The organism is Variovorax sp. WS11 (assembly GCF_010499245.1).
In the GTDB taxonomy this organism is placed as follows: Bacteria; Pseudomonadota; Gammaproteobacteria; order Burkholderiales; family Burkholderiaceae_C; genus Variovorax.
This window is the reverse complement of record NZ_JAAGOW010000004.1, coordinates 177971-190692: the sequence shown is the minus strand read 5'-3', so window position 1 is coordinate 190692 and position 12722 is coordinate 177971. Positions and strand designations below refer to the sequence as shown.

At 63.6% G+C, this 12722-nt stretch carries 10 protein-coding genes and 2 pseudogenes; 1 reads left to right on the top strand and 11 read right to left on the bottom strand.

Translation table 11 applies throughout. The features are described 5' to 3' along the window. The first annotated feature begins 439 nt into the window (after positions 1-439). Positions 440-1303, top strand: coding sequence for a tol-pal system protein YbgF (ybgF, locus tag GXN78_RS30175; protein ID WP_239143024.1), 864 nt, complete (start codon positions 440-442; stop codon positions 1301-1303). Between the two features lie 154 nt (positions 1304-1457). Here the strand turns inward: ybgF and GXN78_RS30170 are convergent. The 11 genes and pseudogenes from GXN78_RS30170 to GXN78_RS30120 all read right to left on the bottom strand — a co-directional run bounded on the left by GXN78_RS30170 (position 1458) and on the right by GXN78_RS30120 (position 12596). Further along, positions 1458-2833 (bottom strand): annotated as a pseudogene (locus GXN78_RS30170) (chloride channel protein). Between the two features lie 66 nt (positions 2834-2899). Then, positions 2900-3196, bottom strand: a complete 297-nt coding sequence (locus GXN78_RS30165) for a hypothetical protein (RefSeq protein WP_146163161.1) — start codon at positions 3194-3196, stop codon at positions 2900-2902. Between the two features lie 1478 nt (positions 3197-4674). After that, a complete protein-coding gene (locus GXN78_RS30160) occupies positions 4675-5946 on the bottom strand; it encodes an FAD-binding oxidoreductase (protein WP_258187255.1) in 1272 nt (423 codons plus the stop codon). 347 nt (positions 5947-6293) lie between these two features. Beyond that, positions 6294-6491, bottom strand: a complete 198-nt coding sequence (locus GXN78_RS30155; protein ID WP_164255894.1) for a hypothetical protein — start codon at positions 6489-6491, stop codon at positions 6294-6296. Positions 6492-6919: 428 nt separating this feature from the next. Next, positions 6920-7174, bottom strand: a complete 255-nt coding sequence (locus GXN78_RS30150; protein ID WP_106560068.1) for a hypothetical protein — start codon at positions 7172-7174, stop codon at positions 6920-6922. Positions 7175-7733: 559 nt separating this feature from the next. Then, positions 7734-8927, bottom strand: coding sequence for an MFS transporter (locus tag GXN78_RS30145; protein WP_106560077.1), 1194 nt, complete (start codon positions 8925-8927; stop codon positions 7734-7736). Positions 8928-9012: 85 nt separating this feature from the next. Continuing rightward, positions 9013-9249, bottom strand: a complete 237-nt coding sequence (locus GXN78_RS30140) for a hypothetical protein (RefSeq protein WP_106560069.1) — start codon at positions 9247-9249, stop codon at positions 9013-9015. Positions 9250-9360: 111 nt separating this feature from the next. Next, positions 9361-10125: pseudogene (locus GXN78_RS30135) on the bottom strand (YoaK family protein). 457 nt (positions 10126-10582) lie between these two features. Next, complete coding sequence (locus GXN78_RS30130; RefSeq protein ID WP_106560070.1) at positions 10583-10867, bottom strand: hypothetical protein; 285 nt, start codon at positions 10865-10867, stop codon at positions 10583-10585. Between the two features lie 320 nt (positions 10868-11187). Next, positions 11188-11700, bottom strand: coding sequence for a GAF domain-containing protein (locus GXN78_RS30125; protein ID WP_106560071.1), 513 nt, complete (start codon positions 11698-11700; stop codon positions 11188-11190). Between the two features lie 62 nt (positions 11701-11762). Next, positions 11763-12596, bottom strand: a complete 834-nt coding sequence (locus GXN78_RS30120; protein WP_106560072.1) for a fused MFS/spermidine synthase — start codon at positions 12594-12596, stop codon at positions 11763-11765. Positions 12597-12722: the final 126 nt, after the last annotated feature.

Genomic DNA, 12722 nt, shown 5'->3' with positions numbered 1-12722 from the left:
GTGATCGCCGGCCTTGGGCAAGCGTCCAGCCGTCCCATCTTGACTCAAGGTCAGGGCGCTAAGGGATGAGCCCCGGCGAAGGCGAGGCACTCCATTGGCGAGCACAAGAAGATGGATGTGCGAAGGCAGGCGGTGCCGGCGATCACTTCTTTTCCGTTTCAGCTTGCGCTCTATGCTCCGTGTTCATGAACGACCATCCCCGACGCTTCGTATTTCAGCGATTTTGGAGGTAGCTGACACTACGCGGGCGACACGCGCTACATCGAAGCAATAGGGTCGATCGAGGACGAGCAATCGCGGCCCGTGCCGGTCTGGATGGCGATCGCCATGAGGTGACGCGAATGCTCGCCTCGGCCGAACAATCCTCGGGCTTGATCCATTGACTCAAGCCGGTTGCGCTCCCAAACTTGAGGGCGCCCCACTCAGATTGGTATTGGAAATGACCGGATCAACCGCGCTGAGCGCGCTTGGCCTGTTGCCCGGCGCTGCCAGCCGGGGTTTTGCCTTGCGGATTGGCTCGAGGCTGATCGGCTGGGTTTTGTCCGCAGCTGACCTTCGCCATTTGCTGGGTGCCGTTTCGATGGGCGTGGGCGTGGCGTGCACCGTTGGCTGCACTGTCGGGCAGGGCCTGTTTGCCCTCTCGACCGCGAGCGCCATCGATTTGCGGCAAAAAGTCAATGCTTCCCAGCAGCGAGCGGCGGATGACCTGAGAGGAACGCGTGACGATAGTGCCCAGCTTCGTCGCAGCGTGCTCGACCTTTCCAATCAGGTCGAGGTGCTGCGCGACGAACTGGCGACCGTGAGCGGACAAAACAAGAGGCTGACACATGATATGGCCAACATGCAGCGCAGCCAGAACGACATGGCGCCGGGCACTGGCGAGCGCCTGCGCACGGGGGGGTCGGATGGCAAGCGGCTTGCAGCCAAGCCAGGCGAGAAGCAGGAATTCGAAGACGTGCTTGCCACCGTTCGCGACGGTGAACTGTCGGAGGCGGAAGCCGGTTTGGTCTCGTTCATGAAGCGCTACCCGGAAAGCGGCTACAGGCCTACTGCGCTGTTCTGGCTGGGCACTGCCCAGTACGCCTTGCACAACTACCGCGATGCGGGGGGCAATTTCGGGGCGATGGTGACGGCCGAGCCCGACCATCCGCACGCGCCGGAAGCGCTGTTGTCCCTCGCCGATTGCCAGGTAGAACTCATGGATGTGAAATCGGCCCGCAAGACGTTAGAAGACATCCTGGAGGCATATCCAGAATCCGAGGCGGCCGCTGTGGCCGAGGAGCGCCTTGCCAAACTCAGGTGAATGAGTTTGTGCGTCCGCAAGGATAGACCCAGCCGTCAGCCTCCCGACTCGAAACCCGGTAGGGGCAATCGTACTCATCTTGCAGATCGGTGATCGGTGCGCTTAGATCGGGGCAGTCGTCCTTTCCGTGCATGTATGGAAAGGACGATTACCCCTACGCGAGCGGGCGCTCCGAAGCGGACGTCTCTTCGCTGAGCTTTGGCTGGGGCGCCGTCGCAACCGGCGCCGGCGAGCCTATCGCGACCCCCACCATGTGCTCGGCCAGTGATTCATAGAGCGGCCGGCTGATCATGCGGGACACAACGCTGGCCAACATGGCCGAAGCCATCAGGCTCAGCACCATCGAATGCCCGTCGACCATCTCCATCACGATGATGAAGGCCGTGAGCGGTGCCTGTGTCACGGCGGCGAGAAAGCCGGCCATGCCCATCGCGATCAACGCGGGGCCGAGCCCGGGATTGGCGAACTGGGCAAAGCCATTGCCGATGCCGGCACCGATCGACAATGCAGGCGCGAAGATGCCGCCCGGCACGCCGCACCAGGCGGCGATGAATTTGAGCAGCGTGTAGAGCGGCGAGAGCTCGTCGTGGCCGGCGAGCATCCGCTTCACGGCTTCGGACCCCCGCGCCGAAGGTCACGCCACCCGTCACCAGGCCGATCCCTGCCACCGCGAGTCCGCCGACCGCAGCAAAACCGCACCGGCCAACGCGCGCGGAGGCGGTTCAGCCGCCCGGGCGCGCCGGTGAGCGAGGCGATCAGGAGCCGCGCAAACAAGCCGCCTGCGACGCCCGTCGCCAGCGCCACCAGCAGGCCCGGGCCCAGTGCGTCCCAGCCGATGTGGGGCACCTTGATGACGCCGAAGTAGCTCAGGTTCCCGAATGCCGAGACGGCCACCAGGCCGGCCAACACGATGGCCGTGATGATCAGGCCGCTGGAGCGCGCCTCGAGTCGGCCCGACAGCTCCTCGATGGCAAACACCACCCCTGCCAACGGTGCGTTGAAGGCTGCCGCGATGCCGGCTGCGCCCCCAGCCACCAGCAGCGCGCGCCCGTCAATGTTGGTGTTAGGCGACAGCCAGCGCCGCGCATGCTGCATCACGCCGGCCGCGACCTGCACGGAGGGGCCCTCGCGCCCGATCGACAGGCCGGCTGCGAATCCCGCCGCACCCAGCCCGATCTTGGCGACCGTGAGCCGCAGCGACGCGAACATGAAGCGCCGCTCCTCGGGCAGGGCCGGATGCAGCGCCGCCTTGATCTGCGGAATGCCCGAGCCGCTGGCGCCAGGGAAGAAGCGCTGCGTGGACCATACGATGCCGGCGGTGAGCAGCGGCGTGGTCAGGAGCACGGCCCAGGGCCAAGCCCGATAGAAACGGTGGAATTCACCGAAGACCCAATCGCTGACGAGCGTGAAGCCCACCACGAACAGCCCGGCCGCGATCGCATAGCCCAGCACGATGGCCCGGTCGAGCCAGACGCGGCCGCCGGACAGTTCGGCGCGCAAATGCTCAAGAAAATCTGGTTCGCGGTTCATTGGCCCCGCTAGTCTACGCACTGCCTGCCCGACGCCCGGCTTCAGGATCCACCGGCCCGGCGTGCCTCACAGGTTGATCCGCCAGCCGTTGCCGCAGGCCCGGCACCGCACGCGCAGCACCTCCTCGGCGGACTCATCCTGGCCGTCCTCGACGTCCCAGCGCGCATAGGCGTCGCAGGCGCGGCAGACGGCCTGGTTTGCCAGGTACTGGGCATAGCCGAGCTTGGAGAGGTAGCGCCTCAGCGCGTTCGGGTACCGAGAAGATGCGCGGTAAGTAGAGCGCTTGCGCTCGGGCAGCGACAGGTTGTCGCCCATGCCAATCTCGACGCCGTAGCGCAGCACCGACGTTCGGGACAGGGTCAACAACAAGCTTTAAGCCAACTCGAGCTGGCGCCGATCGCTGCCGAGCATCGGTGCGAAGCGGTGGCGGATGCCTCGGTCGTTTTGTGGCCGAGCATTTGCTGAGGCTGCGCATGTGGGACTTACTTTTCTCTACGGCTTGCCGCGCCGTTTTCGCGAACCTGGTGGGAGCTTCTCCAACGCTGTCTCCAGCCGCTCGGCTGCCGCTTCCTCGCCCTTGGCTCCGCCGCTGCTGCTCCCTGGCCGACTCGGATTCGAGCGCCTTGGCCGTTTGCCTGGCCCGATCCACCTCGGCCAGCATCAACCTCTCCTGTACAGCGTGCCGCTCCTCGGCCTACCGCAGGTCCTGATCGCGCGATGCCATCGTCGCGGCGTGCTCCCGACGCATCCGTTCCTTGGTTTCGAAACCCATGCCCAATAATTGGGTCATGCGCACGTGGCTCTTCGTGATTGCAACCCTGGCCAAGGAAGTCCGCGGGCGTTTGCTGCGCGCCACGCCTTTGCAGGTACTCTGATGAGGCGCAGAGCATCCCGTAGTTTCCGGGGTTGTCGCAAGGACGCTGGCGGTTCACGCAATAGAAGTGCTGGCCCACAGTGCCATGGCGCTTTGGGCCCCAAGCACCGAATATGATTCATTTGGAGGCGAGGGCTGTGCGTGCATGACTACTACTCTGCGGCGATTCGTATTGGTCCTTGTGCTCGCGCTTGCACAGCACAAGTACATCGGCGCTCAAGATGACACCAAGCTTCCTGTTCCGGACCCTGGAGCCGAACGATGTATCAATGCGGCACGGGAGACCTGCGCGAAGGTTACGACCGGCATGATCGATTCCATCGAACAGACCTGTGGGCAGCTCCACCTAGGATGGGCTTGTCGACTGGCGCGAACCTATTGGAACGCGCCGCGAAGTAAAGACGCCGAATGGGTGAACGGAAACTGTCAACGAGAGGCCGAAAGGCAGTGCACTGCTACTCTGCCGAGAAAGCCATGACGAGAGTAATAGTCCGCTCGAGGCCGTCGTTGACTCTCGAGAGGCTCAGGGCGTTACGTCAACGATGTGCTGGAGCAGAGCGAACGCCACTCGCCAGGCGCGGCCGTCGCAGTGAGTCGTCGCTGTGCGCTGGTTGATGCGCACGACCTCTCCGCCGTGTCGCTCAGATTCTGGGCCGTATCGCGCTTGCGGGTGGCGGGCGGCTTCGACAAGCTGCCCTCCACGCCCATGGGCGCGGTTCCTTTCGGGCTGCCGGTCGACTGCGCGATGGCCGGACCGATCGCGACCGCGAGGGTCCAAAGGCCCCAGTGGGTTTGGCGCCACCGCCAAAACAAGAGCTCAAGGACTTATTCATGGGGACTCCCGATGGCCGAGCCCAGTGAGTCTCGTCGTCTCAATGTTCGACATCCGCACGGACCGCGTGCCGCGGACCGGGCATCGGTCCCCTTTGCCTGTAGTCTCAAACTACATCGCATCGCGCAGCCGGTACTAAAGCATGCCCAGCACCGGCGCTGGCGTTCGCAACAGCGCCCCTCCAGGGAACGCGCGATGCCGCAGGCGCGCGAACAGATCGAAGCGTTCCACCTGCCCCGCAATCGCCTCGGCGGCCAGCTTGCCCGCCATGCCGGCCATCGCGACGCCATGGCCGGAGAAGCCCTGCAGGTAGTAGTAGATGTTGGGGTGCAGCCGGCCGAAGTCGGGCGCCTTGTTCATCGTGATGTCCACGAAGCCGCCCCACGCATGTTCGATCCTCAGGTCGGCGAGCTGCGGGAACACGCCGAGCATGCTGCCGCGAATCTTGTCGATCAGATTGCGCGGTGTCTTCGCGCTGTAGCTGTCGCCCGAGCCGAACAACAGTCGGTCGTCGGTACTCAGGCGGATATAGTCGAGCACGAAGTTGGTGTCCGAAGCAGCGGCCCGGCTCTGGATGAGCGCATCGGCGCGGTCGCGGCCCATCGGTTCGGTCGCGATCATGTAGGTGCCCACCGGCATGATGCGCGACGACACCTCCGGCGCGACGTCGTCGCCGTACTCCGCGAGGTACACGTTGCCGGCCAGCAGCACGAAGTCGCAGTGCACCTCGCCCTGCATGGTGCGCACCACCGGCCGGCTGCCGCGCTCGACCATCTGAACGGCCGAGTTCTCGTGGACCCGCACGCCCGCGGCGCGTGCGGCGGCGGCGAGGCCCAGGCAGTACTTCAGGGGATGAAGGTGGCCGGAGCCGGCGTCGAACGCGCCCGAGTCGAAGCGCCCGCTGGCCAGCCAGCAGCCGATGTCGCTGCCTTCGATCCATTGCAGCGGGTAGCCGTAGACCTGCATGACGTGGTCCATCCATGCACGCAAGGCGCGCGACTTCGCCGGCTTGACCGACAGGCTGAGATAGCCGTCCTGCCAGTCGCAGTCGATCGCGTGGCCGACGATGCGCTCGCGCAGCAGGCGCAGGCCCTCGACCGAGACCTCCCACGCGCGCCGCGCATCCTCGCGCGAGAACTGCTTCTCGATGGCGGCCTCACCGTCCGAGCCGAAGCCGACGATCACCTGCCCGCCGTTGCGGCCGGAAGCGCCCCATCCGATGCGCTGCGCTTCCAGCAGCGTCACGGCGTAGCCGCGCGCGGCCGGTTCCAGCGCGGCCGACACGCCCGTATAGCCGCCGCCGACTACGCAGACGTGCGTGCACCGGGCTCGAACGTGACCATGGCCCCGCCCACCCGGGCCGGTGCCTCCGCGCTTGCGCCAGCAGGAACGTTCACGGACAAGCACCTGAGAACGGTGCAGCGTGCTCTCTCAGCATGGCGTGCAGACGCAAGCCGTCAGTGGATCGATCAATGCCGTCTTGAAATCGAAGTGAGCGGGCCGTCGCGGGTTGAGACTGCTGCACTCTGAAGGGGGCCAGGCGCTGCGCGCCCGGCAACAGATCAATAAAAACTACTCCGCACGAACAGCCGTGGACAACGCTTCGCGTTGACCACCGCCTGCGCCTGCGCCGAACACATGATCGCTGAAGGAAGGAACAACACCGCGCTTCACGCGCTCGGTAACATTGCGCCGTGAGGCAACGTGGGGGGTCAGTTCCTGATGTCGCTTGACAGCGTTGTCAGCGCATTAGGTCAGCGTAGCCGCACGACGCCTGTGTCGTCGCGGCGAGACTTCAAATCGTCAAACGACTCGAAATCGTTGTCTGCCGGAAGACTGTCCGTACGGGCTGCAGTGGTCTCGACGACGGCCGAAGTCTCGGCAAAACGGGGCAGGTCGGCCCAACGCATGGCGCGGCCCTGAAGACGCCTACGCTCGACGAGCGTCAGCAAGTTCTCGAGTAAACGTACCTGGGCTCTTCGCTCGGCAGGCTGCGGAGAAAGTTGGAGTTGGGGGAACTCGGGGTGGACCCGGGGAAAACGCATCATTTCAGTCGTTGTCAGAAAACTATATAGCAATACATGATCAACGCAGGCCCGCCGCGCGGCAGCAGAGAGTTACAGGCAACGAACCAGACGAACGTGCCCGTCTCCCTGGGCTCGCCAGAGCGGACCAGCATGGCCAGACCACTGGACAGCCGGACCGTTCGGAGACGAGGCAACGGTCTGGAAGGCCGCGGTCTGTCGCCGTCAACATCGCTCAGCAGGTACAAGGCCGTCCGGTACCGCGCTCAGCTCCAGGCGCGATCCAAGCGCGCTCTGGCGCAACGAAATCCTCCTTTGACGGAGGGCCTGGAAAGCGAACAGCAATTGCAACACAATCAAGGGCTTGCAGGCGGACGCCCGCGCCAGCACTGGCTCTGCGCACCGTCAGTCCGTGCACCGAAAACGAGTCGAGCCCCGGTCGGCAGGAACACGAACTGCACGGCTACGCCAAGTCGCCGGTCCACCCTGAAGCGCTCCCTGATCTCCTTTGCTTCGTCGGGCAGCAGGCTGAAGAACCGGGCGACATCGAACTCGGACAGGGTCCGAGGAAGCCGGTCAGCGCCGACGAAACGCAGGTGGTAGCTTGACACGGGAGTCTCTTGCGGTTCTGGCTCCGGGCCAGGGTAGCCAGCGCCGAAGCACCGAAGCACCGAAGCACCGAAGCACCGAAATTCTGCGCTTCCCGGCAGGGCTGCGGAACCGGTGCGCCACAAAGTGCATGAAAACCGAGATCACCCCTTTTAGGCCGAGCTCGCCGAGCTGAGGGCGCGGGCGCTCCCCGCCGACCACGCCCTGTTCGACGCTGCGCAACCTCCTTGTCCCGGCGCCAGCTACCGCAGCAAGCCCCGAGGCGAATTCGCCGGAGCAGGCGCGCCTCCAGTGGACTTTCTCATCACCATCGCGATCAGGCGGCCGGAGCGAGATCTGCCCGGTCTGGCCTGGCCAGCCCAACACCGCCACCTGGGGCCTGCCCGATCCGGCCGCGGTCGAAGGCAGCGAGGAGGACAAGCGGCGCGCCTTCATCGACACCGTCGTGACCCTCAAGCGCCGCATCGAGCGCTGACCGACATTGGTCTGGCCGGGATCTCTCGGGGGCAGGGCAGTGCACCCCGGTCACTGGATAGGCAGGGTACTCTCTGCTGCTTCGCCTTATTGGCGCGCGCCTTTCCAGAGCAATCCCACGAGCGCAATCACGCAGAAGAACGCGCCCGCACAAAAAGTGACCGGTGCTCCGAGCCGATCCCACAACAGTCCTGCAAGGGTACTGGCGACCAGCATCGCGATGCCGGTCGCCAGGTTGAAAAGCCCGTAGGCGGTGCCGCGCAAATCCGCTGGAGCGGCATCCGCCACCATCGCCGCGAGCAGGCCTTGGGTCATCCCCATGTGAATCCCCCATAGAGCCGCGCCTCCGAGCACGACAAGCCAGTGGCTGCTCAACGCCAGCGTAAGATCCGCAGCGATCAAGACCACCAGTCCGAGCGCCAGGAGCTTGGTTCGGCTCATGCGGTCGGAGAGCGTTCCGAACGGGTACGCCGACAGCGCGTAGAACAGGCTCATGGCTACCAATACCAGCGGAGCGAAGGCAATGGGAGTGCCGCCTTCCAGTGCTCGCAACACCAGGAACGCCTCGCTGAACCGGGCCAGGGTGAACACCGCACCGACACCCACCACCCATCCATAGGACTTGCCCAGGCGTCTGAGGCTCTCTCGCCGAATTGGGGTGACTCTTACTTCGGGCGCGAAGCGACCTCGAGGTTCTCGAAGGCCAACGACCAGCAGCGCGACCGCCATCAAACCGGGTACGACGGCCACCCAGAAGACGGCCCGGAAGTCGTTGGCCCACAGCAGCATCAACGCGATCGCGAGAAGCGGGCCAAGAAAGGCCCCGACGGTATCCAGAGACTGGCGAAGTCCGAAGCCGGCGCCGCGCAGGTGTGCCGGCGTGATGTCGGCGACCAAGGCGTCGCGTGGTGCAGCACGAATCCCCTTGCCGATCCGGTCCAGCACCCGGGCCGTCAGGATCATGCCGATGCCGGGCGCCGTCGCGAACAGCGGCTTGGACAGCGCCCCCATGGCATAGCCCAGCACTGCAAGCCGCTTGCGTTCACCGAGGTAGTCGCTCAAGGCTCCCGAGAACACCCTGACGATCAGTGCCGTGGCTTCGGCCACGCCTTCGATCAGCCCAACCGCCAAGGCACTGGCGCCAAGGGACGAGACCATGAAGATCGGCAGCAAGCTGTGAATCATTTCCGAGGAGATGTCCATCAGCATGCTGACGAGACCGAGTACCCAGACGCCCGCCGGGAGCTGGCGCCATGTCGCGCTGGGGATGCCTACCCCCATGAACGCGCGATCTGCGTGGCCGTCGTCCTCGCGCTGCATGGCGATCCCAGGCCGTGGCAGGAAGGCAAGCATGACAGGAGGGAAGCTACTCCCGCGCCGCCCATTCCGCGATGAACTTCAGTATGCGTTCCTCGGCCATCCGTTGCGCCCGCTGGCGGCTGTGCCCCAGATTGGCCATCACGATCCTGCATTTCTGTGGTCCCTCGTGGAAGACCTGTGCTTGCACGCCGAAGCTGCCGTCGGCGCTCGTGAAAAACTCCTGCTCCAGCGTCCAGCCTGTCGGCAGCCGAGGAGGTGGTTGAGAGGTTTCGGCGTTCACCATGCTGGACGCGTCGTGTTGGATCTGGGGAAGGGGTGGAATCTCTCAAGCAAGAGGGGCCCAGCGTCAGGTGGACGGCAAACCGGCGCATGCGTCTGAATTCGCCTGGATGATTCAAGAGCTCTTCTCGGTCGCAGCGGTGTGTGCGCGCAGATCAAGCAATAGCGGCGGCACGGCGATCGCCATCAGCAGCGCTGCAACGGGGACGGTCGATGAGAAGCCGATCGCCTTGAAGGCCTTGGCACCGACCAAACTCCTCCGAAGAAGAGCCCGAGGATCGTGGCATGGATGGCCAGCTTGTCCCGATCCGCGCGAACGAAATGCTCCAGCTTGTCATCGTGCGTCCGGTTCCAGTAGATCAGGCGTCCCATCTCGATGCCCAGGTCGGTCACGACGCCGGTCATATGCGTCGTGCGGATCTCGGCCTTGGATATCTTGGTGACGATGGCGTTCTGCAGGCCCATGATGAAACACAACAACAGCACCGTCGACGGCACGAAGACATCGACGAAGAGTTCCAGGTTGGCGCCGAGCAGGCCGAAGGAGCAGCAGCAGGGCCTCCGCCATCAAGCTCAAGGCGAATTCGCTGTGCAGCTCGCGCCGGCGTGCCCAGTGCACTAGCACCGCCGTCGTCGCCGCGCCAAAGAGAAACGCCAGCAGCGAGGAGATGCCCGCCATAGCAAGGGCGGCCTGGCCCAGAACAACATCATCGGCAACGGCCGAGATGACACCGGTCATGTGCGAGGTGTAGCGCTGCACCGCCAAAAAGCCGCCTGCATTGATCGCCCCAGCCACGAAGGCGAGCAATCCGCCGAGCTGCCGATTGGCACGCCGTGTACGGACCCTGTGAGCAAGGCTGTGGACGATCGCCGGCAACATGGAACGTCGAGGGTACGCAGGTCCGATCGTGCCCGCATCAGCAGCAGACAAGCGATCCTCAGCGAAGAGAGCGAAAAATGGGGTTCAATGTAGTGTAATTCTGATGGAGTTGCTATTGTAATTTGATTACCATAGATGGTCGCGGGCGCGTTGTCCCCTAGCAAAGCGCGCATGCTCTTCAAATCCTTCGCCGGCACGAATGCGGCGACGTTGGGTTCGACGCGGTCCGCGTGCTCGATCGCCATGTCTCATCGGAGCAGTTCATCAAGAATGCTGCGGTGATGCACGTTCCCGCGGGTGGCTTGCCGGGCCAATGCCTCGAAGGAAGGCCCTTGGCAGAAATGGGCCGGATGTGGAACGCCAGATCGTCGGCGACCAGTTGAAGCCAGAGGGTCAGCGTCCTGGCCGCTGCGTGCTGCTTGGGCAGGCTGACGCCGGCCAGCGACTCCATCCGTCGCTATTTCAGGCTCGGCAGCTTGTCTGCCGAAATGACCGTCAACCTGCTCCGCTCCGGCACGCCAGATGCCAGATCCCGACCAGCTGCCTCCGAGATCTCATCGACATGCATCTCGAACGCCTTCAAGCACTGGTTCGCGATCAGATTGTGCTCACCGATCAGCTTAGCCAGAGTCGCGGGGCCAATGATGAATTCCGCCCTCCCATCCGGTGATTCCGCATCGAACACTACGCCGGTACCGCGCAGACTGCATTCCCAACAAGCTCTCGTGACGTTCGTTGCCATGTTGACCTCCAACTTCGAGCTTTGAGTATGAACCCGGACCGGCCGAGCGTCGCTCCCGGGCAATCGTAGTTATCGGCAGTTTTCTTGAGAAATCTCAACTCCGCCAACATCCTGGAAGACCGCCAATTTCTGTCCAGCGACTCTCGTGCAGTACGGACCTGCCTTGTTTCCACCACTCGACGAACGCACAGGCCTGCGGAACAGGCGCGCTGAGCGGCCAAGGATGCGACGCCGGGAAAGCCATTCGCGCGGGTCGAGACCCTTGCAATAGCCGTCGTTCAGCCATGGGCTCCAGCCGAATGAGGCCGGTTGCCCGACAATCACACCAAAAGCGTCGCCAACTCAAGCCCCAGACGATCTGCCGCGGCCAGCAAGGATAGGCTGGGGGGAGGGATCTTGGTACCGAGCATTTCCACAACACCAAAGACCTCCGCGTCAGTTTGCACCGGGATCCAGATGCCACCTTGCATGCCGGCGGCTCGAGCGTCGAGGGAACGCGGCAAGCACATGTCCCTTACCAGGTCCGTTGTCCAGATCGAGTGTCGACTTCGCCACACGTGACCTGCTGTGCCTTCGCTCAGCGAGAGTCTGCGAGCAACCGTGTTCGACTGCAGCGACGCCGTCTGCAAACCGGGCTTGGACCAGACGACAGCTGCGCGTAGCGTCATGGCTACCGGGTCGACCTTCCAGTACGTTGCCCAGTCGCAATCCAAGGCTGCGGCAAGGCGTTGAAGTGCGCCCGACGGAATCTCCCGCAAGACCATCCGCGCATGCTGCAAACGTGCCTCATCCAAGGCAACTTTGCTCAGAACAGAAAATAGCTCCGCATCCATTTCGATCCTTCGTTTTCGAACGTTGCTGTCCGTGCTCTCCGCCTGGGTAAGCCGGCTCGGCCTCAACTTTGCGACTTGAGCAATCTCTCCTCCAGCTGACGGTGCAAGCCAACAGGACCTTGCGCTGCATTCGCAGAAATCCCCTCGCCATGCCACTTGCCGAACTGCTCGATCCGGGAAAAGCTGGGCGCCAGTTGTTGCCATGCCTCGGGCGTCAGCGCCGCTGCGCAACGCCGCAGATTTGCAAGTAGCGGCGCCGTAGGCACGTGCTTGAAAGCAAAGACAATGGTATTGCTGAGATCAAGGTCATTCACGATGACAACACGTCCGGCGAAGCTCCTTTTGATTCGCTCGAGGTAGGTTGGGAAGCACTCATGATGGCGGTGGAGGTTCACGACCAAAACACCGGCTCGCTCCAGCACATCAAGGCAGTTGTCGTAGAAGGCGCGCGAGCCAAGATCCACCGGCACCCCGCTTGCATCAAATCCGTCGGCCATGATGACGTCGTAACGTGACTGTGTAGTACGAACATACTTGGCGGCGTCCTCCTTGCGCACATGAAATCGATGATCGTCTCGAGGTATCTCGAAGTCGTCGCGAAGGGCGATAACATGGGGGTTGATCTCGACGACCTGAATGCGCGAATCTGGAATATGCTGATAACAGAACTTCGCCAGCGATCCACCCCCGAGCCCCACGATGGCAATGCCTCGTGGTGCGGGCACGAACAGCAGGAATCCCATCATGAGGCGCGTGTATCCCAGAACAAGATCATGGGGCCGTCCGAGCTGGATTCGGCTTTGAACGTCGCAACTTGAGAAGCGCATGGTCTTCCAGTTCAGTGACTTGTCGACAAACGGGCGCGGGTGCCCATGGCATTCGAGGTGGTCTGACATCGATAGACGGCAAGGAAGATCGGGCTCGCAAGCTTGAGATTTGTGACGCGCGCTCCGCGAAGCTGCAGTTTCCTGGGCGTGCACCGAATCCAGTCCATGAGGAGCGGGAATCTACGGCTGGGCGTA

Excerpts from the sequence above, each read along its gene's own strand:
- GXN78_RS30130 (WP_106560070.1), bottom strand. The coding sequence starts at position 10,867 with ATGGCAACGAACGTCACGAGAGCTTGTTGGGAATGCAGTCTGCGCGGT.
- GXN78_RS30120 (WP_106560072.1), bottom strand. The coding sequence starts at position 12,596 with ATGTCAGACCACCTCGAATGCCATGGGCACCCGCGCCCGTTTGTCGAC.
- GXN78_RS30125 (WP_106560071.1), bottom strand. The coding sequence starts at position 11,700 with ATGGATGCGGAGCTATTTTCTGTTCTGAGCAAAGTTGCCTTGGATGAG.
- GXN78_RS30145 (WP_106560077.1), bottom strand. The coding sequence starts at position 8,927 with ATGGGGGTAGGCATCCCCAGCGCGACATGGCGCCAGCTCCCGGCGGGC.
- ybgF (WP_239143024.1), top strand. The coding sequence starts at position 440 with ATGACCGGATCAACCGCGCTGAGCGCGCTTGGCCTGTTGCCCGGCGCT.
- GXN78_RS30140 (WP_106560069.1), bottom strand. The coding sequence starts at position 9,249 with ATGGTGAACGCCGAAACCTCTCAACCACCTCCTCGGCTGCCGACAGGC.